Consider the following 25468-nt stretch of genomic DNA (forward strand, 5'->3'; position numbering starts at 1 on the left):
GCCGGCCAGGGCGTGCACGCTTTTTTATTGCCGGTCCGCCTGACCCGAGGCACCCGGCTCGCGCAGCGTCGCGCCGAGGCTGAACACGTTGTCGCCCTTGCGGGCCACGCGCAGTTCGATGGCCTCGGTCCCCACCGACAGGTGTCCCAGGTTGCCGTGCCAGCTGATGGCCGGCTGCGCATCGGGCGGCAGCTTGCCGCTGTCGATCACCAGCACCCGCCCCTGGAAGCCGGCGGCGCGCAGCTGTACCTGGCGGCGCGTGTCGGCGAAGCCGTCGTGTCCCGTGGGCGCCCGCTGCAGCAGGGCGCGCAGGCCGTTGGCCGGCTGCAGCAGCGGCTGCATGTTCCCTTCCGCGAACAGGACCACGGCGTCCACCTTGTCCTGCTTGGCGATCGCGAACAGGCGGTTCAGCCAGAAGCGGTTGGCGACGGCGCGGTCTTCGTACTCGCTGTTGCGCCCGGCCGCCGGCAGGTAGTGGTTGTTCGCCGCCGGCAGGTTGATGGTGGCGTACAGCACCTTGCCGACCTGCCAGTGGGCGTTCTCGGCGTAGCTGCGAAAACGCGGGCTGCTCGACAGGCGCGTCAAGGGCAGCTTGCTCCTGCCGAGCGCTTCCGGCTCGCTGTAGAACAGCTCGCGCAGCCGGTTCAGGCGCTCGATGGCATTCGTGCGCCCGGCCGAGTTGCGGCAGCCGGTCCAGTCGTCCCCGCTCAGGGACAGGATCACGGGCCGCCTGGCCTTGTCGAACAGGGCGCGCCGCTTCTGGTACACGCGGTCGCCGCAGGCTTCCTGCGCCCCCTTGATGCCGGTGACGACCAGGAAGGCCAGGTCGTCGTCCCTGGTGTCGTCCAGCACGGCCTTGAGCGCCGCTTCGCCGCCCTCGGCCGCGCGCCGGCCCACCACGGCGAAGCGGTGGGCATCCGGATCGGCTGGCGCCGCTTTCTTTTTCTTGTCGCGCGCGCAGGCCGGCGCCGCCACCATGCACGCGGCGAGCAAGGCGGCAAGCAGGAGCGGACGGCGCGCCCGCATCAGGCGACGAGGCGCTTGAGCTCGTAGAGCCGTTCGAGCGCTTCGCGTGGACTGAGGGCGTCCGGATCGATCGCATCCAGTGCGTGCTTCAATGCGCTTTCCTCATTCCCATCGCCATCGCCAGCGCCGTCGTCGGCAGCGGCAGGTCCGGCCGGCGCGTCCGCATCCTCGGCGCACGGCGCGGCGAACAGGTCGAGCTGGGGCGTGCTGTCCAGCGCCTGCGACTCGAGCCGGGCCAGGTGCTTGCGCGCGGCGCGGATCACCGCGGGCGGCACGCCGGCCAGCTGGGCCACCTGCAGGCCGTAGCTCTGCGATGCCGGGCCATCCTGCACCGCGTGCAGGAACACGATGCTGTCCTTGTGCTCGACCGCCGACAGGTGCACGTTGGCCGCGCTCGGATGGGCTTCCGGCAGCTGGGTCAGCTCGAAATAGTGGGTGGCGAACAGGGTGAAGCTGCGGCTGGACTCGATCAGGTGGCGCGCGATGGCCCAGGCCAGCGCCAGGCCATCAAAAGTAGAGGTGCCGCGGCCTACTTCGTCCATCAGCACCAGCGAGTGCTCGGTGGCACCGTTCAGGATGGCGGCCGACTCGGTCATCTCGACCATGAAGGTCGAGCGGCCGTTGGCCAGGTCGTCGCTGGCGCCGATGCGGGTATAGATGCGGTCGATCGGACCGATGCGCGCTTCGGCAGCCGGCACATAGCTGCCCACGTAGGCCAGCAGGGTGATCAATGCCACCTGGCGCATGAAGGTCGATTTACCGCCCATGTTCGGGCCGGTAATCAGGAGCATGCGGCGCTCGTCGGCGAGGCGGCAGTCGTTGGCGATGAAACGCTCGATCTGGTTTTCCACCACCGGGTGGCGGCCTTCGACGATGTTCAGGCAGGGTTCGTCGACGAGCTGCGGCGCGCACCAGTTGTTGCGTACCGCGTGACTGGTGAGCGCCACCAGCGTATCGAGCTGGGCCAGGCCGCCGGCGATCGACTGCAGGCAGCCGATGAAGGGCGCGAGGTCGCCCAGCAGGGCGTCGTACAGCATCTTCTCGCGCGCGAGGGCGCGGTCCTGGGCCGACAGCGCCTTGTCTTCGAACGCTTTCAGTTCCGGCGTGATGTAGCGCTCGCAGTTCTTCAGGGTCTGGCGGCGGCGGTAGTCGTCGGGCACCTTGTCGGCCTGGCCGTTGGTGACTTCGATGTAGAAGCCGTGCACGCGGTTGTACTCGACGCGCAGGTTGGCGATGCCGGTGCGGGCGCGCTCGCGCGTTTCCAGGTCGACCAGGAACTGGCCGGCGTTCTCGGACAGCGCGCGCAGTTCGTCGAGTTCGGCGTCGAAGCCGCGCGCGAACACGCCGCCGTCGCGCACCATCACGCTCGGCTCTTCCATGAGGGCGCGGCCGAGCAGATCGAGGCAGGCCTCGGGCGGCGACAAGAGCGCATGGATCTCGCCCAGCAGCGAGGTATCGCCGGCGGCGAAGCAGCGCGCCACGCCTTCGCGCAGCGCCGGCAGCTGCGCCAGGCCGTCGCGCAGGCAGGACAGGTCGCGCGGCCGCGCCGACAGCAAGGCGATGCGGGTGGTGATGCGTTCGATGTCGGGCACGTTCGACAGGATCGCCGACAGGGCCTGGGTCGCATCCTGGCGCGCCAGCGCGGCGATGGCCTGGTGGCGCGAACGGGCCAGGGCCTGGTTGCGGCGCGCATGGTGCAGCCAGTGGCGCAGCAGGCGCGAACCCATCGCGGTGCGGCAGCCGTCCAGCAGCGAGAACAGGGTCGGCGCTTCCTGGCCGCGGATGGTCTCGGTCAGTTCAAGGTTGCGGCGGGTCGCCGCGTCCAGGCCGATGTATTCGTTCTCGGTTTCGCAGGCCAGGCTCTTCACGTGCTGCAGGCCGCGCCCCTGGGTCGACTGGGCATAGCGCAGCAGCGCGCCGGCGGCTCCGAATGCGGCGCCCAGGCCGTCCGCGCCGAAGCCGGTGAGGGTGGCCACGCCCAGTTGCTCGAGCAAGGCATGGTGGCCCTTGAGCACGTCGAAATGCCATTCCGGCACGCGGTTGGTATGCGCCACCGGCTCGGATGCGAACAGGTCGGCATCGCAATCGGCGCGCAGGATCTCGGCCGGCGCGATGCGTTCGAGTTCGTGCGCGAGGCGCGCTTCGGCGGCGCGCGCGTCGCCGGAGAACTCCATCAGGCGCAGCACGCCGCTGGCCAGCGACAGCCAGGCCAGGCCCACGGTAACCGTCTTGCGCTGCGACAGCATGCACAGGGCCAGCAGCGGGCGCTCGGCTTTTTCCGGCAGCAGGTCGCTGTCGGTCAGGGTGCCCGGGGTGACCACGCGCACCACCTTGCGCTCGACCGGCCCCTTGGACAGCGCCGGGTCGCCGATCTGCTCGCAGATGGCGCAGGACTCGCCGATCTTCACCAGCTTGGCCAGGTAGCCGTCCAGCGAATGGAAGGGCACGCCGCACATCTTGATCGGCTGGCCGTTCGAGGTGCCGCGCGCCGTCAGGGTGATGCCCAGCAGGCGCGCCGCCTTTTCCGCATCGTCGTGGAACAGCTCGTAGAAATCGCCCATGCGGTAGAACACCAGCATGCTCGGGTAATCGGCCTTGATGCGCAGGTATTGCTGCATCATCGGGGTGACTTTTTCCGCCGGACTGGTCTTGAGGGCGGCGGCGTTGATTTCGTTGGGAGCGTTCATGTCTTCGTGATTCGGTACGGCAGGCGCAGGTGCGGAAACAAGTGCGGGCCAGGGCTTGCCATTCTACCGCGATCGGATCGGGCAGCGCTGCAAAACGGACAATCCACTGTCCCGCTGTTGCAATGCCGCAGGCAGCCCGCCAAGCGGCAGCGGCGTCTTCGTCAAGCCAGGGTGCAGGTCCCGCTGACTGCCGGTTGATCGCCGCCGTGGACGACGAAGGTGGCGCCGTCCGCGCTGGCGTACAGGGCCACGCTGGTTCCCAGCGCGACCGGGGCGCGGAAGCGGCAGGCGATACGCACTGCATGGCGGCCGTACGTGTTTTCCAGGGCGGCGCAGCCCGCTGCCAGCGTGTGCATGCCGTGGATGATCGGCGCGCGCATGCCCAACAGGCGCGCGCTCCAGCCGTAGAGGTGGATCGGATTCCAGTCGCCGGACAGGCGCGCGTAGCGGCGGCCGGCCGCCGGGTCCAGCGTCCACTGCGCCAGCGGGGCGCCGGCCAGCGCAGCCAGGACGGCGGCCTCGGGCTCCCGGGCCCTGCCGCCCTGGCTGCGCTGGCCGCGCCGGATCAGATACGTGCTGCTGCAGGTGAATACCGGCGCGCCATCCGCGCTGCCGATGGTCTCCAGCACGCAGCGCAGGGCGCCGCCGGCCGAGGGCGGCGGCAGGCGCAGCACGGTGCGCAGCAGCAGCGGCTGCCCGGGGGGCACGGCGCCGTGCTCTTCGAGGACGTTTTCCATGTGGACCAGGCCCGCGATACGGAAGGGGAAGCGCCGGTCGAGCATGGTCGCCAGGTGCGCGCGCTGCGCACACAGGTACCACCAGGTCAGCGGAACCGGTCCGTCGGCGAAGCCGAAGGCGCTGCGGTAGCGCGCGATGTCCGCCAGCGGCAGGCGTTCGAGCCGGTACTCGGTCACGAGTTCCGGCACGGAAGAAGGCGGGGCGGGGCGCGCACGCTTGAAGAGCGCCCGCAGCAGCAGGGACAGTCCCATGGCCGGCAGCGCCGGCGCAAGGGGAGGAGACACCGCCGGCATCAGCCCTCGGCCACGCGCTGCTTGATGTGGGCCAGCGCCTCGTCCACCTGGTCGATCAGGATCAGGCACAGGTCGCCGGCATCCAGGCGCGCCAGCGCGCGGTCGATCGCGACGAATTCGCCGTTGATCTCCTCCACGTGGCTGGTGCGGGTGGCGCCCTGCAGGCCACGGCGCAGCAGCGCCACGACTTCACCGTCGGCACGGCCGCGCTGGCACTGGTCCTGGTACAGCAGCACCTCATCGAAGGCCTTGCCGAGGATTTCGGTCTGCTGGGTGATGTCCTGGTCGCGGCGGTCGCCGGCGCCGCTGATCACCACCGAGCGGCGCTTGCCCGGCATGCCCTCGACGGCATTGACCAGCGCGGCGATCGCATCCGGGTTGTGGCCGTAGTCGGCGATCACGGTGGCGCCGCGGTAGTCGAACACATTGAAGCGGCCGGGCGCGTTGTCGCTCTCGCCGACGAAGGTCTTCAGCCCGAGGCGGATCTTGTCCCAGGCGGTGCCCACGGCCCAGGCCGCGGCCACAGAAGCCATCACGTTCTCGACCTGGAAGCCGACCGTGCCGCCGCGCGTGATCGGCACTTCCGACAGCGCCACACGTTCCTCGAAACGGCCCTGGGCGGCGACCAGCGCGCCATCCTCGACGAACACCACGCGCCGGCCCTGGGCGCGGTGCATCGCCATCAGCGGGTGGCCGGCATCGGGCGCGAAGAAGGTGACGTCGCCGCGGGTGACGTCGGCCATCGCCGCCACCGCCGGATCGGCCGCGTTCAGCACGGCCATCCCGCCCTCGGCCACGTTCTGCACGATCACGCGCTTGAGCACGGCCAGGTCTTCCAGCGTGGTGATGTAGTTCAGGCCGAGGTGGTCGCCGGCGCCGATGTTGGTCACCACCGCCACCTGGCAGCGGTCGAAGGCCAGGCCTTCGCGCAGCAGGCCGCCGCGCGCGGTCTCGAACACGGCCGCGTCCACGTCCGGGTGCAGCAGCACGTTGCGCGCGCTGCGCGGGCCCGAGCAGTCGCCGCTGTCGATGCGGCGGCCCTCGATGTAGACGCCGTCGGTATTGGTCATGCCGGTGCGCAGGCCAGAGGCCGTCAACAGGTGCGCGATCAGGCGCACGGTGGTGGTCTTGCCGTTGGTGCCGGTGACGGCCACCACCGGGATGCGGCCGTCGTCGCCGCTGGCGAACAGGGTGTCGACGATGGCTTCGCCGATCGGCCGCGGCTTGCCGAACGAAGGCGCCAGGTGCATGCGCAGGCCGGGCGCGGCGTTGACCTCGACGATGCCGCCGTTCTGGTCCTCGATGGGTTTGAGCACGCTGTCGCACACCAGGTCGACGCCGCAGATGTCCAGGCCCACCATGTGGGCGGCGGCGATGCAGCGCGCCGCCACTTCCGGGTGGACGTCGTCGGTGACGTCGGTGGCGCTGCCGCCGGTGGACAGGTTGGCGTTATTGCGCAGCACCACGCGCTGGCCGTTGGCCGGCACCGAGTCGGCATGCAGGCCATGCTTGGCCAGGGTGGCCAGGGCGATGTCGTCGAAGCGGATCTTGGTGAGCGAGGTGGCATGGCCGTCGCCGCGGCGCGGGTCGCGGTTGACCTGCTCCACCAGTTCGCGCACCGTCAGCACGCCGTCGCCCGTCACCTGCGGCGGGTCGCGCCGCGCGGCGGCCACCAGCCGGTCGCCGATGACCAGCACCCGGTAGTCGTGGCCCGGCAGGTAGCGTTCGACCAGGATGTCGTCGCGGAATTCCGAGGCGGCGTGGAAGCCCGCGCTCAGCTGTTCCTTCGTGGTGACGTTCACCGTCACGCCCTTGCCCTGGTTGCCGTCCTTCGGCTTGATCACCACCGGCAGGCCGATTTCCAGCGCGGCGGCCCAGGCGTCTTCGGGGTCGCTCACGCTGCGTCCCATCGGCACTGGAACGCCGGCGGCGTCCAGCAGCTTCTTGGTCAGTTCCTTGTCCTGGGCGATGGTCTCGGCGATCGCGCCGGTGGCGTCGATCTCGGCGGCCTGGATGCGGCGCTGGCGGCTGCCCCAGCCGAACTGCACCAGGCTGCCTTCGGTCAGCCGGCGGAACGGGATGTTGCGTGCGCTAGCTGCCTGCACGATGGCGCCGGTGGAGGGGCCGAGGCGCACGTCTTCGTCCAGTTCGCGCAGGCGCGCCAGGGCGCCGGCCAGGTCGAAGACGCCGTCCACCCGCGCGGCCTGTACCAGTTCCTGGGCCAGTTCAAGCGCCAGGCGGCCGACGTCTTCCTCGCTGTATTCGACCACCACCTGGTAGATGCCGCGTTCGACGGTGGCGGTGGTGCGGCTGAAGGTGACCGGGCAGCCGGCTTCGGCCTGCAGGGCCAGCGCCACGCGTTCGAGCACCTGGGCCAGCGAGACGGTGTCTTCATGGCCGTAGGGCTGCAGTTCGCCCACTTGCGGGAAGCGCGCGCGCAGGCGCGTCTCGAAGCCGGCCAGCTGCCCGATCGACTCTTCGTCAGGCGTGCAGGCGACGATCGCTTCCACCGAGGTATGGTGGCTCCAGAGGTTGGGGCCGCGCAGGGCCCGTACGCGAGATACTTCCATGAATCTTCAATCCTTAATGAGTCGTCTTCTTCGGGGTGGCATCGAAGGCGCGCAGGCCGCCGCAGATCAGGTCCGCCGGCACGCCCAGCGCCCATGCCGCCGCCACGGCGGCCAGCACGCTGTCCGGATGCTTCACCGTGGCCGGCGGGATCTTCGCCAGTTCCAGCAGCGCTTCCTCGCTATCGAAGCCTTCGGCCAGCACGATGCGCCCGTCGCGCACGAACACCGCGCGCTCGCCCTGGGCGCGGTGATTGGCCAGCACCTCGTTGTTCTCGTCGAGCGCATAGAAGATCACGCGGCCGTCGGACAGTTCGGCCAGCGCCGCCACCGCCTCGTTGGCGGCGTTCAGCACGGCCGTGCCTTCGGGCAGGATCACGTCGACCTGGCTGCGGATTACGTTGCGCATGGCGTCATCGTCGTGGATGTGGAAGCCGGCCAGCTCCGGCAGGCCTTCCATGTCGGTGACGACGCCGACCAGGCAGCGGTCGTAGGGCAGGCCTTCGGCGAGGATCGAGCGCGCGTTCGATTCGAACACGGCGGTCTGCACGGTGCGGTTGATCAGGAGGCGCTGGCCGGCCGCGAAGCCGGTCGCATCGCGGTTGCTGACCTGGCGCGCGTCCAGGTACAGGCCTTCGCCATTGGCTACGCCGACGTGCTTGCCGGTGATGTGCGCCAGGCAGCCCACCAGGCGCGCGATCAGGCTGGTGCCGAGGGTGCCGGTGACGCCCACCACCGGGATGCGCCCGGTCTCGCCATCGGCGAACAGGTGTTCGACGATGGCCTTGCCGACCTTGCGCGGCTGGCCGCTGGCCGGCTTGATATGGGCCAGCAGGCCCGGGCTGGAATTGACCTCGATGATCGCGCCGCGCTGTTCTTCCAGCGGGCGGCCGATGTCCTCGCAGACCAGGTCGATTCCGGCCACGTCCAGGCCGACGATGCGTGCTGCCAGGGCTGCCGCCCGGGCGACCTCCGGGTGTACCAGGTCGGTGACGTCGTCGGCGACGTTGCCGTTCACCTGGATCAGCACCTTCTGCCCGGCCTGGGGGATGGAGTCCGGGCTCATGCCCTGGCGCTGCAGGTCGAGCAGGATCTCGCTGTCGTGCGGATTGACGCGGCCGAGCGGGTGTTCCTCGTTCTCGCCGCGGCGCGGGTCGGTGTTGATCTGGCTGTCGCACAGGGCCTGCACGGTGGACTGTCCGTCGCCCGTGACCCACAGTGATTCGCCGCGGGCGGCGGCCACCACTTCGCGGCCCACTACCAGCAGGCGGTGTTCGTTGCCGGTGACGAAGCGCTCGACCAGCACGGCGCTGCTGTCGCCGGCCTGCGCGGCGATCGCGTAGGCGGCCCGTACGTCCGCCTCGCTCACCAGGTTCAGGGTCACGCCGCGCCCGTGGTTGCCATCGACCGGCTTGAGCACGACCGGCAGGCCGATGTCCTGTGCTTCTTCCCAGGCGGCGTCGGCGCTGCGCACCAGCGCGCCTTCCGGCACCGGCACGCCGCAGGAGGCGAGCAGGGTCTTGGTCAGGTCCTTGTCGCTGGCGATGCCTTCGCCGATGGCGCTGGTGCGGTCGGTCTCGGCGGTCCAGATGCGGCGCTGGGCGGCGCCGTGGCCGAGCTGCACCAGATTGCCCTCGGTGAGGCGGATCGAGGGGATGCGGCGCTCGGTGGCGGCATCGACGATGTGGGCGGTGGACGGGCCCAGGCACCAGCGGTCCACCAGTTCGGCCAGCCCGCGCACGGCGGCGTCCAGGTCGAACGGGGTATCGTTGATGGCGGCCATCATCAGCGCGTGGCCCGCTTCCAGCGCGGCGCGGCCGACCGTCTCGTCGCGGGTGCGGAAGGCCATCTTGTACACCCCGCGCTGGCGCGTGGAGCGGGTCTTGCCGAAGCCGGTCTGCATGCCGGCCAGGTTCTGCAGCTCGAGGACGATGTGTTCCAGGATGTGGCCGGCCCAGGTGCCGTCCTGCAGGCGCTCGATGAAGCCGCCGTGGCGGCCGACGCCGCAGTGGTGCGCCACCAACCCCGGCAGCCAGGCGACCAGGCGCTCGGTGAAGCCGGGCAGGGTATTCGAGGGGTAGTCTTCGAGTTCGCCGATGTCGAGCCAGGCCTCGATCACCGGGCGGTAGGTCCAGATGTTCGGGCCGCGCAGGTGGGTCACGCGGAGGAACTGGATGTCGTTCTTCTTGTTCATGAAATAGTGCCTTTGCTGGCTGCGCGCTGTGCGTGCCGCCGATCTTGCCTGTGGTTGCCTGCCTGTCACGACGGAAGCTTGCCGCCGGTCCGTTGCGCACATCCTGTATACTTGCCGGCCCGCAGCTTACCGGGCCGAAACCTTTTCTGCCAGTTAGGGATATTCCTGTCATCCAAAGGATACGCAGAAACGTTATGCCTGTTTGTGGAGCGTTTCACGCAAACGGACATTCCGGCACTCCCGTGCAACGCTGCCGACGTAGCACTGTCTGGCACGCGTTTGCCGCATGCTGCTCACTCCACCAGAACCCATGCCTGATGTCGGGCGCACTACATGACAACTCAACAACTTGCTATCCCGTCGTCCCTGGCGGTGGCCAGCGCTGTATTGCCTGAACACTGGCAAAATGACGTTGCGAAACAGCTTGCACCTGGGGAAAACGTTTTGACCAGCGTCGAGGTTGACCTCGATGCGAAATTACATTTCAGGAAGGGCCTGGTGGTCGTGACCGAGCGCCGCCTGCTGGCCCGTGGCCCCGGCGAGGATACGTGGCGCGACTGGACCTACCGTCCCGGCCTGGCGCTGCGCCACCACGACCATGCCGGCGTCGGCCACCTGGAGCTGGTCGATACCGAGGGCCTGCTGGCCGCCTGGCGCTTCACCCTGGGCCAGAACCTGAACGCGATCCGGGTGGTGGACCATTTCGGCGAGCAGCTCAAGAGCGCGGTGACGGGCGTGCCCGTGATCCTGCCGGAAGGCCATGCCTGCCCGAGCTGCAAGGCGCCGCTCGAGGCCGACGACGCCGAATGCGCGGTGTGCGCCAAGGTGCTGCACACCCCGCCCTCGACCTGGACGTTGCTGCGCCTGTGGCGCTTCGCCCGGCCCTACAAGGGCCAGCTGCTGCTGGGCTTCCTGTTGATGGTCGGTTCGACCGGGGCGCACATGATCCCGCCGTATCTGACCAAGCCGCTGATGGACAATGTCCTGATCCCGTACCAGAACGGCCAGACCATCGACGGCTCGCTCGTCTATTTATACATGGGCGGCCTGTTCGGCGCGGCGCTGCTGGCCTGGGCGCTGGGCTGGGGCAAGACCTACGTGCTGGCGCTGGCCTCCGAGCGCATCAGCGCCGACCTGCGCTCGACCACCTATGAACACCTGCTGCGCCTGTCGCTGGAATACTTCGGCGGCAAGCGCACCGGTGACCTCATGTCGCGCATCGGCAGCGGTTCCGACCGGATCAGCGTGTTCCTGTCGCTGCACCTGCTCGACTTCCTGTCCGACGTCCTCCTGATCATCATGACGGGCGTGATCCTGTTCAGCATGAATCCCTGGCTGGCGCTGGTGACCCTGGTGCCGCTGCCCTTCATCGCCTGGATGATCCACGTGGTGCGCGACCGGCTGCGCACCGGTTTCGAGAAGATCGACCGCGTGTGGGGCGAGGTGACCAACGTGCTGGCCGATACCATTCCGGGCATCCGGGTGGTGAAGGCCTTTGCCCAGGAAAAGCGCGAAGCGGCGCGCTTTCGCGAAGCGAACAGGCACAACCTTGCCGTCAACGACAAGTTGAACAAGGTCTGGTCGCTGTTCTCGCCGACCGTCTCGCTGCTGACCGAAATGGGTCTGCTGGTGATCTGGATCTTCGGCATCTGGCAGGTCTCGCGCGGCGAGATCACGGTGGGCACGCTGACCGCCTTCATCGCCTACAGCGGCCGCTTCTACGTGAAGCTCGATTCGATGAGCCGCATCGTCTCGGTGACGCAAAAATCGGCCTCGGCGGCCAAGCGCATCTTCGACATCCTCGACCACGTCTCGAGCGTGCCGGACCCGGTCAACCCGGTCAAGGTGGACAAGGTACGCGGCGACATCGCGCTGCGCGAAGTCGGTTTCCGCTACGGCAACCGCGCGGTCAACCGCGGCATCTCGCTCAACATCAAGGCGGGCGAGATGGTGGGCCTGGTCGGCCATTCGGGTTCGGGCAAGAGCACGCTGGTCAACCTGATCTGCCGCTTCTACGACGTGGCCGAAGGCGCGATCCTGCTCGACGGCACCGACATCCGCTCGTTCGCGGTGGCGGACTACCGCCGCCACATCGGCCTGGTGCTGCAGGAACCCTTCCTGTTCTTCGGCACGATTGCCGAGAACATCGCCTACGGTAAGCCGGGCGCCACCCGCGAAGAAATCATCGCGGCGGCGCGCGCGGCCCACGCCCACGAGTTCATCCTGCGCCTGCCGCAGGGCTACGACTCGATGGTGGGAGAGCGCGGCCAGGGCCTGTCGGGCGGCGAGCGCCAGCGCATCTCGATCGCGCGCGCACTGCTGATCGACCCGCCGATCCTGATCCTCGACGAAGCGACGTCCTCGGTGGATTCGGAAACGGAAAAGGAAATCCAGAAGGCGCTCGACAACCTGGTGCAGGGCCGCACCACGATCGCCATCGCGCACCGCCTGTCCACGCTGCACCGGGCCGACCGCCTGGTGGTGCTCGACCGCGGCGTGGTGGTGGAAGAGGGCAGCCACGACGAGCTGATGGCGCGCGAGGGCGCCTACCACCGCCTCTACGAAGCGCAGGCGCGCAACGTGGACCAGGATCCGGACGATAACGAATAAATGCGGGAAGACTGATGGGTACGACTTTTCAACTGCGCCGTGATGCGTTCGGCAAGCTGGTGCTCACCACCGCCGGGGGGGAGGAGCATGTCGGCGTGATTCCGGTGCGCGCCTTTCCGATCCAGGCGCCGACGCGCGGCATCTCGCTGGTGCGCGAGGGCGGCAAGGAAGTGGCCTGGATCGACGACCTGGACGCGGCGCCCGACGCCGTGCGCCGGTTGGTGCAGGAAGAGATCGCGGGCCGTGAGTTCATCCCCGAGATCCTGCGTATCAAGGACGTCTCGAGCTTCGCCACGCCCTGCACCTGGTATGTGCAGACCGACCGCGGCGATACCGAGTTCGTGCTGAAGGTGGATGAGGACATCCGCCGCGTCGGCGAGGCCTCGCTGTTGGTCGCGGACAACCACGGCATCAACTTCCTGGTGCGCGACATGTTCCGCATCGATAAGAATAGCCGCAGGATCCTGGACCGCTTCCTGTAATCGGCCTCTCAAGCGCGCGTGGCCGCCCATTCGTGCTACCGTTTTCGCTCATTCGGAGGAATTTCCCGGCTCCGGGCCCAGTGGAATGGGCTGTCCGACGTCACCGACGCGCGCATGCTGGCCAGGCAACTGGTCTGGGCCGCGAACACGGACGGCGCGCGCAACGAAGCCTTCAACATCGTCAACGGCGACCTGTTCCACTGGAGCTGGCACTGGGGCCGTCTTGCCGACCGGTCCGGCGTCCAGGCGGCGGGCTTCAGCGGCACCGTGCAGCCGCGCGAGGCCGCGATGGCGCAGGACCATGCGCTGTGGCGCGGCATCGCCGCGCGCCACGGACTGGTGGAGCCCGATCTCGATCGCCTGGCCTCGCCCTGGCATACCGATCTCGACCTGGGGCGACCGATCGAAGTCATGACCGACATGGCGCGCAGCCGCAAGCTCGGATTCACCGCCTACCAGGCGAGCGAGGAGTCCTTCTTCGACCTGTTCGCCCAGCTGCGCGCGGCGCGCCTGATTCCCTGAGCCGGGCCATGCGCTTGCGCCGGCGGCTGGTTGCTGCTACATTCGTTAACACGTTAACGAAATGAGGATATCGCTGTGTTGCAGCCCAAGCACATCTGCATCGAGGCCGGCCCGGTCCCGCTCCTGGCCAGCTGCTGGACGGTACCCGGAGCCGCCGCCACTGTCATCCTGCACCCGGCCACCGCCGTCACCCAGGACTATTACGCGTCCTTCGCGGCCTGGCTCGCCGCACGCGGCTTCAACGTCGTCACCTATGACTACCGCGGCACCGGCCGCTCGCGTCCGGCCAGTCTGCGCGGCTTCGACGCCAGCATGACGGACTGGATCGACGGCGACGTGGCGGCGGTCACGCGCTGGGCCGGACACCGCTTTCCCGCGCTGCCGCTGCTGGCGGTCGGCCACAGCGTGGGCGGCCATGCGATCGGTCTTTCAGCCGCGACCACGCGCCTGCGGGCTGGCGTGCTGGTGGCGTCCCATGCGGGCGCCAGCAGCACCGTGCGCGGCCTGGCGGAGCGCCTGCGGGTGCGCTTCCTGCTGCGCGTGCTGGCGCCGCTGCTGTGCGCGCTGTTCGGCTACATGCCAGGCCGGCGCATCGGCCTGGGCGAAGACCTGCCGCGTGGCGTGATGCTGCAATGGGCCGGCTGGACCGCGCTGCCGCGCTACTTCTTCGACGACCCGGCGCTCGATGCCGCACGCCGCATGGCCCGGGTCGGGATCCCGCTGCTGGTATTGGGCTTCGACGACGATCCCTGGGCCAATCCGGTCGCGGTCGACATGCTGGTCTCGCACCTGGTCAATGCGCAGGTGGAGCGCCGCACCATCGATCCGCGCGCGGCCGGCGTGCCGGCGGTGGGCCACATGGGCTTCTTCCGGCGCCGCTGCGAAGCGGCGCTATGGCCGCAGCTGGCCGACTGGCTGCATGTCCAGGCGCGGCAGGCCGGCGGGCAGCAGGAGGTGGCGCATGGCGCCTGCTAAGCCACGCTTCGTCCAGCTCCTGAACCGCGCCCAGCGCGCCCTGCAGCGCTGGATCGAGGCCCGGCCCGAATCGTGGGAAGGCGTCAGCGCCGCCCAGGCCGGCCTGCTGTTCGTGCTGCGCGCGCGCGGCGACGCCGCCATCGGCGAGATCGCCGCCGAGCTGGGCGTGGCGCCGGCCGCGGTGACCAACCTGTCCAAGCGCATGCAGGCCGCCGGGCTGGTCGAGCGCGTGGCCGACGCCAGCGATGCGCGCCTGACGCGCCTGCGCATGACCGGACAGGGCGCCAGCGCAAGCCTGCGCGCTAGCGAAGTGCTGGCGGAATTGAACGGACGCTTGGCCGCGGGTTTTAGCGCGCAGGAGCTGGAGACGGTCGCGCGCTGGCTGCGGCAGGCGGCGGCGCTGGCGCCCGATGCCATGCACGAGTAAGGCCTGGACGTGCGTATGCTCGCCTAGGCCGGCGCCCGCTCGGGCTGGCATGGCGCCATTGCAGGGATTGTGGGAGGAGGCCGCGTACGAGGAAGTGACGCGGAGTGTACGCGTGCTCACATACTGCAAACCTTGCCGCGGGTACACTCGTCCCATCCGACAGGCTACCAGGAGATGCGATGGACTCGATCAACCGCAACCAGGCGGAACAGAACCGGCTCGACCTCAGCGGCCCGCAGGCCGTGCAGCGCCTTCGGGAAATGGCGAAGGATGCCGACAGCTGCTTCTTCGTCACCGATGGTGGCCTTGGCCCGAACCGGGGCGTGCGGCCGATGAGCGTGCGCGAAGTGGACGATGCGGGGCACCTGTGGTTCCTCAGCGCTAACGACAGCCACAAGAACGCGGAGATCGCGGCGCAGTCCGGCGTGAAGCTGTATTTCCAGCAGGGCGCGCACTCCGGCTTCCTCGAGGTCGACGGCCACGCCGAGATCGTCACGGACCGCCGGCGCATCCGTGAACTGTGGAATTTCATGCTCAAGACCTGGTTCACCGAGGGCGAAGACGACCCACGCATTACCGCCATCCGCGTGATTCCGCGTCACGGCTATTACTGGGACAACAAGCACGGCGATGCCGTCGCCGGGGCCAAGGTGGTGGTGGGCGCTGTCCTCGGCAAGACGCTCGACGATTCGATCGAAGGCACGCTCAGCTTCTGACAGGTGGCGCATGAGCGGATCACGCCACTTCATCGTCGTCACCATCGGCTCGGCCGGCGACCTGTTTCCCTTCATGCGCTTGGCGCTGGCCTTGCGGGATGCGGGGCACCGGGTCAGCATGCTCGGCCCCGTGCAGCACGCGCCTTTCGTGGAGCCGACCGGCCTGCGCTTCCACGGCCTGCCGGCCGACGAAGCGGTGCTCGACCATCCCGACCTGTGGCATCCGACCCGCGGCCTGCCGCTGGTCTGGCGCGCCACGCGCCCGGCCATGGCCCAGCTGCCGGCCTTCGCCAGCACGCTGCCGCCGGATGAGCGCGGACTGCTGCTGGTGCATCCGCTGGCCCTGCCCGAGGCCGACCTGTGCCGCGCGCTGCGTCCCGGGCTGCGGGTGGCGGCGGCCTACCTTGCGCCCTCGAACCTGCCGACCGTGCACGATCCGCTGCTGCTCGGACCATGGCCGGTGCCGCGCTGGGTACCGCTGGACGTGCGCGGCTGGCTGTGGCGCTGCCTGGGCCGGCGGCTGGTCAATCCGGTGGCGCTGCCGGACGTGAACGCGGCGCGCGCCGCCCACGGCCTGGCGCCGGTACGCGACCTGCTCGGCCATATCATGGCGGTGCCCGACCTGTCCCTGACCCTGTTCCCCGACTGGTTCGCACCGACCCAGCCGGACTGGCCGCAGCCGCTGCTGCGCGCCGGTTTTCCGCTGTACGACCCTTCGCCCGACGCCGCGCTGGCGCCGCAGCTGGCGGCCTTCCTGGCCGCGGGCGCGCCGCCGCTGGTGTTCACGCCCGGCACCGGCAACCGCCAGGCCGCCCATTACTTCCGCTGCGCGCTCCAGGCCTGCGCCCGGCTCGGCCGGCGCGCGATCCTGCTGACGCCGCACCGCGCGCAGTTGCCGGCCGAGCTGCCGGATTCCGTGCTGTGGCAGGACTACGTGCCGCTGCGCCTGCTGCTGCCGCAGGTGGCGGCGCTGGTGCACCACGGCGGGATCGGCACGCTGGCCGAAGCCCTGCGCGCGGGCACGCCGCAGCTGGTGGTGCCGCTGGCGCACGACCAGTTCGACAATGCCGCGCGGGTGCGGGCGCTGGGCGTGGGCACGAGCCTGCGCGCCACCCGCCTGACCCCGGCGCGGCTGGAGCAGAGCCTGGCGGCACTGCTGGACAACGCCGCGGTGGCGCAGGCCTGCAGCCGGCTGTCCGCACTGGCCGGCCCGGCCGACCTGGAGCCGCTGTGCCGGCGCCTGGAAGCGCTGGCCGCCTGAGCGCAGCCGGCCACTCTGTCCACACTGGCCGCACTGTTGGGAAGCGCACCGACGGTTCCGCGCGCCTGCGTTGAAATGGGACATCGAGCTGACCATGCCGGGGAATCCATGCGCCACAAGACCACTGCGCCGCCCGCCGCGGGCGAGAGCCGGGAAGGCCACGTCCGCGTACGCGGCGCCCGCGAGCACAACCTGAAGAACGTCGACGTCGACATCCCGCGCGGCGCGCTGGTCGTGTTTACCGGGGTGTCCGGCTCCGGCAAGTCTTCGCTTGCCTTCGGCACGCTGTACGCCGAGGCCCAGCGGCGCTACCTGGAATCGGTCTCGCCCTACGCGCGCCGCCTGTTCCACCAGATGGCGGTGCCGGAGGTGGACGCGATCGACGGCCTGCCGCCGGCGGTCGCCCTGCAGCAGCAGCGCGGCTCGCCCACCGCGCGCTCCTCCGTGGGCAGCGTCAGCACCCTGTCGAACTCGCTGCGCATGTTGTATTCGCGCGCCGGCGACTATCCGCCCGGCTTGGCGCTGCTGTACGCCGAATCCTTCTCGCCGAACACCCCGGAAGGCGCCTGTCCAGAGTGCTCCGGCCTGGGCCGGGTGTACGAGGTGACCGAACAGTCGATGGTGCCGGACGATACCCTTACCATTCGCGAGCGCGCGGTGGCGGCCTGGCCGCCGGCCTGGCATGGCCAGAACCTGCGCGACATCCTGGTCACGCTCGGCTACGACGTCGATACCCCCTGGCGCGAGCTGCCGAAAAAGGACCGCGACTGGATCCTGTTTACCGACGAGACGCCGACCGTCCCGGTCTATGCCGGCCTGAGTCCGAAGGAAACCAGGGCGGCGCTCAAGCGCAAGGAAACCCCCAGCTACCAGGGTACCTTCACCGGCGCGCGCCGCTATGTGCTGCAGACGTTCGCAAATACCGAGAGCGCCTCCATGAAGAAGCGGGTGGCGCGCTACATGGTCAGTACCGAATGCCCGCTGTGCCGCGGCAAGCGCCTGCGCCAGGAATCGCTGTCCGTGACCTTTGCCGGCATCGACATCATGGAGCTGTCGCGCATGCCGCTGGCCCGGCTGGCCGAGCTGCTCAAGCCCTATGCGGCGGGCGAGGCGGCCAGGGACAAGACGCGCGCAAAAGAGCACCCGGAACAGATGATCGTCACCCAGCGCATCGCCCAGGACCTGTGCGCGCGCCTTGGCGTGCTGCTCGACCTGGGCCTGGGCTACCTGGCGCTGGACCGCAGCACGCCGACGCTGTCGCCCGGCGAACTGCAGCGCCTGCGCCTGGCAACCCAGGTGCGCTCCAACCTGTTCGGCGTGGTGTATGTGCTGGACGAGCCCTCGGCCGGCCTGCACCCGGCCGATACCGAAGCCCTGCTTGACGCGCTGGCCCAGCTGAAGGCGGCCGGCAACTCGCTGTTCGTGGTCGAACATGCGCTCGACGTGATCCGCCAGGCCGACTGGATCGTGGACGTCGGCCCGCAGGCGGGCGAGAAGGGCGGGCAGATCCTGTACAGCGGGGCGCCGGAAGGACTGAAGACGGTCGAGGCATCGCATACGCGGCGCTACCTGTTCGGCGAGGCACCGCTGGCAGCGCGCAGTCCGCGCCAGCCGGCCGGCTGGCTGCGCCTGGAAGGGGTGCGCCGGAATAACCTGGACGGCATCAGCGCCGCGTTTCCGCTGGGGGTGATGACGGCGGTCACCGGCGTGTCCGGTTCCGGCAAATCGAGTCTCGTCAGCCAGGTGCTGGTGGAACTGGTGGGGGCCGCGCTCGGCCAGGGCGGCGCCGAGACGCAGGCGGAGGGCGAAGACGCCGGCCTGGAACAGGAGGCGGCCCTGCCGCTCGAAGGACGGATCGCGGCCGGCATGGAAGGTATCCGGCGCATGGTGCGGGTCGACCAGAAGCCGATCGGCCGCACTCCGCGCTCCAACCTGGCCACCTACACCGGCCTGTTCGACGGCGTGCGCAAGCTGTTCGCCGCCACGCCGGACGCCAGGAAGCGCCGCTACGACGCCGGGCGCTTTTCCTTCAACGTGGCCAAGGGCCGCTGCGAGCACTGCGCCGGCGAGGGCTTTGTCATGGTCGAGCTGCTGTTCCTGCCCAGCGTGTACGCGCCCTGTCCGACCTGCGAGGGGGCGCGCTACAACGCGCAGACGCTGGAGGTGCGCTACCGCGGCAGGAACATCGCCGAAGTGCTGGGCATGACGGTGGGCGAGGCGATCGACTTCTTCGCGGGCGAGCCGCTGGTAGAGCGCGCGCTGGCGGTGCTGCGCGAGGTGGGGCTGGACTACCTGCGCCTGGGGCAACCGGCCACCGAACTGTCCGGCGGCGAGGCGCAGCGCATCAAGCTGGCGACCGAACTGCAGCGCAGCGGCAAGGGCAATACCCTGTACGTGCTGGACGAGCCCACCACCGGCCTGCATCCCTTCGATGCCGACCGCCTGGTGCTCCAGCTGGACCGCCTGGTCGACGCCGGCAACACCGTGATCCTGGTCGAGCACACCATGCGGGTGGTGGCGGCATGCGACTGGGTGATCGACGTCGGCCCCGGCGCGGGCGACGAAGGCGGCAAGCTGGTCTGTGCAGGGCCGCCGGAGGAGGTGGCGCGTTGCAAGGCCAGCCGCACGGCGCCCTACCTGGCGCGTCAGCTCGGCTAGGCCATCCGTGGGAATACTGTTTCCAACATGCAATTGAGATGCTGGATGTGCATCCAATTGTGTGACGGAAAACAGGGTCATGCGTTACACTTAGGATATTTTTTTCCTAACTTTTCCGCATTTCCCACAGCGAATGACCGGCTCATCCATCGATAATTCACAATTCCGCCGCATCCTGACCCGCAATGTGGCCCTGCCGCTGGGATTGAGCGTCGTTACCGCGATCGTCTTCGTCGCCATCATCGCCTATCTGATCAATGTCCTGAACCGGGTCGAGCATTCCGAGCGGGTAATCGGCACTGCCCAGGAAACCAGCAAGCTGGTGGCCGACATGGAGGCCGGGATGCGCGGCTACCTGCTGGCGGGGGACGAGGCTTTCCTCTCTCCTTATCTGCTGGCATTGCAGCGCGTGCAGAGCGGACTGGGCAGCATGACCGAGCAGGTGGCGGACAACCCGTTCCAGATCCAGCGCATCCAGCGCATCCGTGCCTCGCAGACCCAGTGGAAAGAGTTCGCCGCCGATATGATCGAGCGCCGCCGCCGCAACGATCCGAGCTACCTCGACGCCGTGCGCAGCGGCCGCGGCAAGATCCTGACCGACGAGATCCGCCGCTCCTTCGAGGATTTTCTCGACCTTGAACGGCGCCAGCTCCGCGAACGCAATGACGAAGCGCGCCGCGTCACGACCTGGTCGGTGATCGGATTCCTGGCCCTGAGCCTGCTGGTGGGCATCGGGCTCGCCCTGTTCGGACGGCGCCAGCTGATGATGCTGTCCGATTCCTACCAGGAGACGCTGGAGCACGAGGCCGAGCACAATGCCCAGCTGCGCCACCAGGACTGGCTGCGCTCCGGCCAGACCGAGCTGGCCGCGCTGAGCGCCGGCATCCACTCGCTGGAACCGCTGGCCGAGGCCGTCCTTAACTACCTGGTACGCTACCTGGACGGCGCGGTGGCGGCGATGTACGTGCACGGCGAGGACGGCGTGCTGCGCCGCATCGGCGCCTACGGCTTCGCATTCGACAAGACCGACGACGCCCAGGTCCTGATGCCGGGCGATTCGCTGGCCAGCCGCGCCGCCATCGAGCGCCGCCCGCTGGTGCTGCACGACCTGCCGGACGGCTACATCAAGGTGGCCTCGAGCCTGGGCAATACGGCGCCGCGCGAACTCCTGATCGCCCCGGTCCACAATCATGGCAAGATCAAGGGCGTGATCGAGATCGGCTTCCTGCACAAGGTGGAGGCGCGCGACCGCGAGTTCATGGAACTGGTCGCCCCAAGCGTGGGCGCGTCGATGGCGGCGGTGCTGTACCGCCTGCGCCTGCAGCACGCGCTGGAAGAGACCCAGACCCTGAACGAGGAACTGCAGGTGCAGCAGGAAGAACTGCGCACCGCCAACGAGGAACTCGAAGAGCAGTCGCGCGCGCTGGAAGAATCGCAGACGGCGCTGGAAAACCAGCAGTCCGAGCTGCGCGCCACCAATGACCAGCTGGCCGAACAGGCGCTGGCACTCGACATGAAGAACGCCTCCTTGACCGGCGCCCAGGAACAGCTGCGCCAGCGCGCGCTGGAGCTGGAGCGCGCCAGCCGCTACAAGTCGGAGTTCCTGGCCAATATGTCGCACGAGCTGCGCACGCCGCTGAACAGCTCCCTGATCCTGGCCAAGCTGCTGGCCGATAACCCTGGCGGCAACCTGAACGAGGAGCAGGTGCGCTTCGCCCAGACCATCTATTCCGCCGGCAACGACCTGCTGCACCTGATCAACGACATCCTCGACATCTCGAAGGTCGAGGCGGGCAAGCTCGAACTGCTGCCGGAAGACGTGCCGCTGCGCCGCATGGTCGAGGGCCTGGCGCGCACCTTCGAGCCGCTGGCGCGCCAGAAGTCGCTGTCCTTCAGCGTGACGGTGGCGCCGAACGTGCCGGCCGCGATCACCACCGACCGCCAGCGTGTCGAGCAGATCCTCAAGAACCTGCTGTCGAACGCCATCAAGTTCACCGACAGCGGCCAGGTCGAGATGACGGTATCGGCCACGCCCGAGGGCTGGGTGCAGTTCGGGGTCCGCGATTCCGGCATCGGCATCGCGCCCGAGCAGCAGGACAAGATCTTCGACGCCTTCCACCAGGCCGACGGCACCACCAGCCGCCGCTTCGGCGGCACCGGCCTGGGACTGTCGATCTCGCGCGACCTCACCAACCTGCTGGGCGGCAGCCTGGCGGTGGCCAGCACGCCCGGCGAGGGCAGCCTGTTCACCCTCAGCCTGCCGCGCAGCGGTGCGGTATCGGCGACGCCGCCCGCGGCGCCGGCGCTGCCGCCACCGCAGGCGCTGCCGGCGGCCCCCGCCACCGCAGCCGGATCCGCAGCCGCAGCTGCGGCCGCCCCGGCCACGGCCGACCCGGCGCCGCCGCTCAGCTTCCCGGACGACCGCGACCAGCCGGCGCCGGGCCGGCGCACCGTGCTGGTGATCGAGGACGAGCCGGAATTCGCGCGCATCCTGTTCGACCTGGCGCACGAACTCGACTACCGCTGCCTGGTGGGCCTGAGCGCCGGCGAAGGCCTCGCGCTGGCCGCCAGCCAGAAGCCGGATGCGGTGCTGCTCGACATCCGCCTGCCCGACAGCTCGGGCCTGTCGGTGCTGCAGCAGCTGAAGGACAACCCCGCCACCCGCCACATCCCGGTACACGTGGTCTCCAGCGTCGAGAACGGCGGCGAGGCCCTGCATCTGGGCGCGATCGGCTATGCGCTCAAGCCCGCCAGCCGCGAGCAGCTGGAAGAGGTGTTCCGCAAGCTGCAGGAGAAATCGAGCCAGAAGATCAAGCGGGTGCTGCTGGTCGAGGACGACGAACGCCAGCGCGAGAGCGTGGTGCAGTTGATCGCCGACGCCGACGTCGAGATCCGCGCGGTCGGCACCGGCGGCGAGGCCCTGGCCCTGCTGAAGGAACAGATCTTCGACTGCATGGTCATCGACCTCAAGCTGCCCGACATGCAGGGCGGCGAGCTGCTGGAGCGGATGGCGGGCGAGGAAGTCTGCTCGTTCCCGCCGGTGATCGTCTACACGGGCCGCAACCTGACGCGCGACGAGGAAGCCCAGCTGCTCAAGTATTCGCGCTCGATCATCATCAAGGGCGCGCGCTCGCCCGAGCGCCTGCTGGACGAGGTCACGCTGTTCCTGCACAAGGTGGAGAGCGAGCTTTCGTCCGAGCGCCAGACCATGCTGAAGGCGGTGCGCGGCCGCGACCGCGTGTTCGAAGGGCGCACGATCCTGCTGGTGGACGACGACGTGCGCAACGTGTTCGCCCTGACCAGCGCGCTGGAGTCGCGCGGGGCGAAAGTCGAGGTGGGCCGCAACGGCTTCGAGGCCCTGGCCAAGCTGGACGAGGTGCCGGGCATCGACCTGGTGCTGATGGACGTGATGATGCCGGGCATGGACGGCCTGGAAGCAACGCGCCGCATCCGTGCCGACGGGCGCTTCGACCGCCTGCCGGTGATCGCGATCACGGCCAAGGCCATGAAGGACGACCAGGAGCAGTGCCTGGCCGCGGGCGCCAACGACTACCTGGCCAAGCCGATCGACCTGTCGCGCCTGTACTCGCTGCTGCGGGTCTGGATGCCGGCGCTGGAGCGCATGTGAAGCCGCTCGACCCGCAGGAGCCGGACAACTTCGACATCGAGCTGAAGATGCTGGTGGAGGCCGTCTACCTGAAGTACAACTACGACTTCCGCGACTATACCGGCGCCTCGCAGAAGCGGCGCGTCCTGGTCGCGATGCGCGAGATGGATTGCGATACCGTGTCCGCGCTGCAGGCCCGGGTGATGCACGAGCCGGACGGCTTCGCCCAGCTGCTGCAGTACCTGACGATTCCCGTCACCGAGATGTTCCGCGACCCGGAATACTGGGTCGCGCTGCGCGAGCATATGGTGCCGCTGCTCAGGACCTATCCTTCGCTGAAACTGTGGGTGGCCGGCTGCAGCACCGGGGAGGAGGTCTATTCGCTGGCCATCCTGCTGCAGGAAGAAGGCCTGCTGGAACGCAGCCTGATCTACGCCACCGACATCAACCCGGGGTCGCTGGAGGCCGCGCGGCGCGGCGTGTTCGCGCTCGAGCGCATGCGCCTGTACACCGAGAACTACCAGAAGGCGGGGGGCAAGCGCGCTTTTTCCGATTACTACACGGCGGCCTACGATGGCGCCCTGTTCGACCGCGCGCTGGTCGAGAACGTGACCTTCGCCGACCACAGCCTGGCCACCGACAGCGTGTTCTCGGAAACCCATTTCGTCAGCTGCCGCAACGTGCTGATCTACTTTAACCGCAAGCTGCAGGACCGCGTGCTGGGCCTGTTCCACGAGTCGCTGTGCTACCGTGGCTTCCTGGGCCTGGGCAGCAAGGAGAGTATCGAGTTCTCCAGCTACGCCGGGCGCTTCGACGTGCTGGCCCGGCGCGAGCGCCTCTACCGCAAGAGCGCCGCATGAGCAGCGCGGCCGACCGCATCGGCGATATCGGCGCGGCGCTGCAGGGCCGGCGCATCGAGCTGGTCGTGATCGGCGGCTCGGCCGGCGGCGTCGACGCGCTGATTGGCCTGCTGCCGGAACTGCCGGCCGGCTACGGCCCCACCGTGGTCTGCATCCTGCATGTGCCGGCCGACCGCGACAGCCGCCTGGCCGAGCTGTTCGAACTGCGCGCCGCGCTGCCGGTGCGCGAGGCGCGCGACAAGGAGCCCCTGGTGCCGGGGGTGATCTATTTCGCCGGTTCGGGCTATCATCTGTCGGTCGAGCGCGAGCGCTGCTTCTCGCTCAGCTGCGAGCCGCCGGTGCAGTTCGCGCGGCCGGCAATCGACGTGCTGATGGAGTCGGCCGCCGATGCCTACGGACCGCGCCTGGCCGGCATCCTGCTCACCGGTGCCAACCACGACGGCGCCGACGGCATGCGCCGGATCCGCGAGCGCGGCGGCCTGACCGTGGTGCAGGACCCGGCCGAGGCGTTCTCCAGCGCGATGCCCGAGGAAGCGATCCGCCGCTGCGCGCCGCACCTCGTGCTGCCCCTGTCCGGCATCCGGACCCTGCTTCCCATGCTGAGGACACCATGAATTCCCAAGATCCGAGCAAACTCCTGATCGTCGACGACCTGCCGGAAAACCTGCGCGCGCTGGATGCCCTGATCCGCGGCGAGGACCGCGCCGTGTACCAGGCCGCGTCGGGCGAGGACGCGCTGGCGCTGATGCTCGAGCACGACTTCGCGCTTGCCATCCTCGACGTGCAGATGCCGGGTATGGACGGCTTCGAGCTGGCCGAGGTGATGCGCTCGACCTCGCGCACCCGCAACATCCCGATCGTGTTCGTGTCGGCCGCCGGACGCGAGTTGAACTACGCCTTCAAGGGCTACGAGACGGGCGCCGTCGATTTCCTGTACAAGCCGCTCGACTCCGATGCGGTGCGCAGCAAGGTCAACGTGTTCGTCACGCTCGACCAGCAGCGGCGCCAGATGCAGCGCCAGATGGCGGCCCTGGAACACAGCCGCCAGGAGCAGGAAACCCTTCTGCGCGAGCTGCACCAGACCCAGGAAGAGCTGCAGCGCTCGCTGCGCATGCGCGACGAGTTCATGTCGCTGGTGGCGCACGAGCTGCGCACGCCGCTCAACACCCTGTTCCTGGAAGCGCAGATGCGCAGCCTGCAGCTCAAGCGCGGCACCCTGGCGACCATTGGTCCGGAGCAGTTCGAAGCCATGATCCGGCGCGACGAGCGCCAGATCAAGTCGATGATCCGCTTGATCGACGACATGCTGGACGTCTCGCGCATGCGCAGCGGCCAGCTGTCGATCCGGCCCGGCCAGGTCCAGCTGATGGACCTGCTCGAGCGGGTGGTGAGCGACCTGTCGCTGCAGGCCGCTGCCACGGGCTGCAGGCTGTCGCTGCTGCCGCATCCGCCGGTCCAGGGCTGCTGGGACGAGTTCCGCATCGAGCAGGTGGTGGTCAACCTGCTCACCAATGCGCTGCGCTATGGCGGCGGCCAGCCGGTCGAGGTGAGCGTGCAGTATGCGCAGGACCTGGTCAGCATCCACGTGCGCGACGAGGGCAAGGGCATTTCGCCGAATGACCTGGAACGCATCTTCGAACCCTACGAGCGCGGCGCACGCAACGGCGAACCCAAGGGCCTGGGACTGGGCCTGTACATTTCGCGCCAGCTCGCGCTGTCGCACGGCGGCGAGCTGCGCGTGACCAGCCGGCCGGGCGAGGGCTCGACGTTCACGCTGGTGCTGCCGACCTGCGAGCAGACCGTGCCGACCGCCACCATGAGCTGAGCCGGCGGAGCGACCCAAAC

General features: G+C 69.0%; 17 protein-coding genes. 12 read left to right on the top strand and 5 right to left on the bottom strand.

Annotated elements, in window-relative coordinates; genetic code table 11:
* Positions 1–24: 24 nt before the first annotated feature.
* From LE190_RS02510 to LE190_RS02530, 5 genes are all read right to left on the bottom strand, one after another.
* On the bottom strand, positions 25–1026 hold the full coding sequence (locus LE190_RS02510) for a hypothetical protein (RefSeq protein ID WP_225237234.1): 1002 nt from the start codon (positions 1024–1026) through the stop codon (positions 25–27).
* The gene (gene mutS, locus LE190_RS02515; protein ID WP_225237235.1) at positions 1026–3713 is read right to left on the bottom strand and encodes a DNA mismatch repair protein MutS; all 2688 of its coding nucleotides are present in this window, start codon (positions 3711–3713) and stop codon (positions 1026–1028) included. The genes LE190_RS02510 and mutS overlap by 1 nt, the downstream gene beginning before the upstream one ends.
* A gap of 161 nt (positions 3714–3874) precedes the next feature.
* The gene (locus LE190_RS02520; protein WP_225237236.1) at positions 3875–4702 is read right to left on the bottom strand and encodes a MaoC/PaaZ C-terminal domain-containing protein; all 828 of its coding nucleotides are present in this window, start codon (positions 4700–4702) and stop codon (positions 3875–3877) included.
* Positions 4703–4743: 41 nt separating this feature from the next.
* A complete protein-coding gene (cphA, locus tag LE190_RS02525) occupies positions 4744–7314 on the bottom strand; it encodes a cyanophycin synthetase (protein WP_225237237.1) in 2571 nt (856 codons plus the stop codon).
* Positions 7315–7327: 13 nt separating this feature from the next.
* A complete protein-coding gene (locus LE190_RS02530; RefSeq protein WP_225237238.1) occupies positions 7328–9505 on the bottom strand; it encodes a cyanophycin synthetase in 2178 nt (725 codons plus the stop codon).
* Positions 9506–9838: 333 nt separating this feature from the next.
* On the opposite strand from LE190_RS02530, the gene LE190_RS02535 reads away from it, so the two are divergent.
* From LE190_RS02535 to LE190_RS02590, 12 genes are all read left to right on the top strand, one after another.
* On the top strand, positions 9839–12115 hold the full coding sequence (locus LE190_RS02535; RefSeq protein WP_225237239.1) for a cyanophycin metabolism-associated ABC transporter: 2277 nt from the start codon (positions 9839–9841) through the stop codon (positions 12113–12115).
* Between the two features lie 14 nt (positions 12116–12129).
* Positions 12130–12597 carry a cyanophycin metabolism-associated DUF1854 family protein gene (locus LE190_RS02540; protein ID WP_225237240.1) on the top strand — a complete coding sequence of 156 codons (468 nt, stop codon included), beginning with the start codon at positions 12130–12132 and terminating at the stop codon, positions 12595–12597.
* Between the two features lie 114 nt (positions 12598–12711).
* On the top strand, positions 12712–13119 hold the full coding sequence (locus tag LE190_RS02545; RefSeq protein ID WP_225237241.1) for a Rossmann-fold NAD(P)-binding domain-containing protein: 408 nt from the start codon (positions 12712–12714) through the stop codon (positions 13117–13119).
* Positions 13120–13218: 99 nt separating this feature from the next.
* Positions 13219–14094, top strand: coding sequence for an alpha/beta hydrolase family protein (locus tag LE190_RS02550; RefSeq protein WP_225238039.1), 876 nt, complete (start codon positions 13219–13221; stop codon positions 14092–14094).
* Positions 14081–14521 carry a MarR family winged helix-turn-helix transcriptional regulator gene (locus LE190_RS02555; protein ID WP_225237242.1) on the top strand — a complete coding sequence of 147 codons (441 nt, stop codon included), beginning with the start codon at positions 14081–14083 and terminating at the stop codon, positions 14519–14521. Before LE190_RS02550 ends, LE190_RS02555 begins: the two co-directional genes overlap by 14 nt.
* 179 nt (positions 14522–14700) lie before the next feature.
* On the top strand, positions 14701–15237 hold the full coding sequence (locus tag LE190_RS02560) for a pyridoxamine 5'-phosphate oxidase family protein (RefSeq protein ID WP_225237243.1): 537 nt from the start codon (positions 14701–14703) through the stop codon (positions 15235–15237).
* 10 nt (positions 15238–15247) lie between these two features.
* Positions 15248–16498 (top strand): glycosyltransferase, encoded by a 1251-nt coding sequence (locus LE190_RS02565; RefSeq protein ID WP_225237244.1) that lies wholly within the window; start codon positions 15248–15250, stop codon positions 16496–16498.
* A gap of 108 nt (positions 16499–16606) precedes the next feature.
* Positions 16607–19156, top strand: a complete 2550-nt coding sequence (gene uvrA / locus LE190_RS02570) for an excinuclease ABC subunit UvrA (RefSeq protein WP_225237245.1) — start codon at positions 16607–16609, stop codon at positions 19154–19156.
* 133 nt (positions 19157–19289) lie between these two features.
* A complete protein-coding gene (locus tag LE190_RS02575) occupies positions 19290–22784 on the top strand; it encodes a response regulator (RefSeq protein WP_225237246.1) in 3495 nt (1164 codons plus the stop codon).
* A 47-nt stretch (positions 22785–22831) separates the two neighbouring features.
* Positions 22832–23623, top strand: a complete 792-nt coding sequence (locus tag LE190_RS02580; RefSeq protein ID WP_225238040.1) for a CheR family methyltransferase — start codon at positions 22832–22834, stop codon at positions 23621–23623.
* A complete protein-coding gene (locus LE190_RS02585; protein ID WP_225237247.1) occupies positions 23620–24237 on the top strand; it encodes a chemotaxis protein CheB in 618 nt (205 codons plus the stop codon). Before LE190_RS02580 ends, LE190_RS02585 begins: the two co-directional genes overlap by 4 nt.
* Entirely contained in the window at positions 24234–25448 is a 1215-nt protein-coding gene (locus LE190_RS02590; protein WP_225237248.1) for a hybrid sensor histidine kinase/response regulator, read from the top strand. Before LE190_RS02585 ends, LE190_RS02590 begins: the two co-directional genes overlap by 4 nt.
* Positions 25449–25468 lie beyond the last annotated feature (20 nt).

The sequence above is a fragment of the Massilia hydrophila genome (genome assembly GCF_020208145.1).
GTDB lineage: Bacteria > Pseudomonadota > Gammaproteobacteria > Burkholderiales > Burkholderiaceae_D > Telluria > Telluria hydrophila.

Excerpts from the sequence above, each read along its gene's own strand:
- LE190_RS02510 (WP_225237234.1), bottom strand. The coding sequence starts at position 1,026 with ATGCGGGCGCGCCGTCCGCTCCTGCTTGCCGCCTTGCTCGCCGCGTGC.
- mutS (WP_225237235.1), bottom strand. The coding sequence starts at position 3,713 with ATGAACGCTCCCAACGAAATCAACGCCGCCGCCCTCAAGACCAGTCCG.
- LE190_RS02520 (WP_225237236.1), bottom strand. The coding sequence starts at position 4,702 with ATGGGACTGTCCCTGCTGCTGCGGGCGCTCTTCAAGCGTGCGCGCCCC.
- cphA (WP_225237237.1), bottom strand. The coding sequence starts at position 7,314 with ATGGAAGTATCTCGCGTACGGGCCCTGCGCGGCCCCAACCTCTGGAGC.
- LE190_RS02530 (WP_225237238.1), bottom strand. The coding sequence starts at position 9,505 with ATGAACAAGAAGAACGACATCCAGTTCCTCCGCGTGACCCACCTGCGC.
- LE190_RS02535 (WP_225237239.1), top strand. The coding sequence starts at position 9,839 with ATGACAACTCAACAACTTGCTATCCCGTCGTCCCTGGCGGTGGCCAGC.
- LE190_RS02540 (WP_225237240.1), top strand. The coding sequence starts at position 12,130 with ATGGGTACGACTTTTCAACTGCGCCGTGATGCGTTCGGCAAGCTGGTG.
- LE190_RS02545 (WP_225237241.1), top strand. The coding sequence starts at position 12,712 with ATGCTGGCCAGGCAACTGGTCTGGGCCGCGAACACGGACGGCGCGCGC.
- LE190_RS02555 (WP_225237242.1), top strand. The coding sequence starts at position 14,081 with ATGGCGCCTGCTAAGCCACGCTTCGTCCAGCTCCTGAACCGCGCCCAG.
- LE190_RS02560 (WP_225237243.1), top strand. The coding sequence starts at position 14,701 with ATGGACTCGATCAACCGCAACCAGGCGGAACAGAACCGGCTCGACCTC.
- LE190_RS02565 (WP_225237244.1), top strand. The coding sequence starts at position 15,248 with ATGAGCGGATCACGCCACTTCATCGTCGTCACCATCGGCTCGGCCGGC.
- uvrA (WP_225237245.1), top strand. The coding sequence starts at position 16,607 with ATGCGCCACAAGACCACTGCGCCGCCCGCCGCGGGCGAGAGCCGGGAA.
- LE190_RS02575 (WP_225237246.1), top strand. The coding sequence starts at position 19,290 with ATGACCGGCTCATCCATCGATAATTCACAATTCCGCCGCATCCTGACC.
- LE190_RS02580 (WP_225238040.1), top strand. The coding sequence starts at position 22,832 with ATGCTGGTGGAGGCCGTCTACCTGAAGTACAACTACGACTTCCGCGAC.
- LE190_RS02585 (WP_225237247.1), top strand. The coding sequence starts at position 23,620 with ATGAGCAGCGCGGCCGACCGCATCGGCGATATCGGCGCGGCGCTGCAG.
- LE190_RS02590 (WP_225237248.1), top strand. The coding sequence starts at position 24,234 with ATGAATTCCCAAGATCCGAGCAAACTCCTGATCGTCGACGACCTGCCG.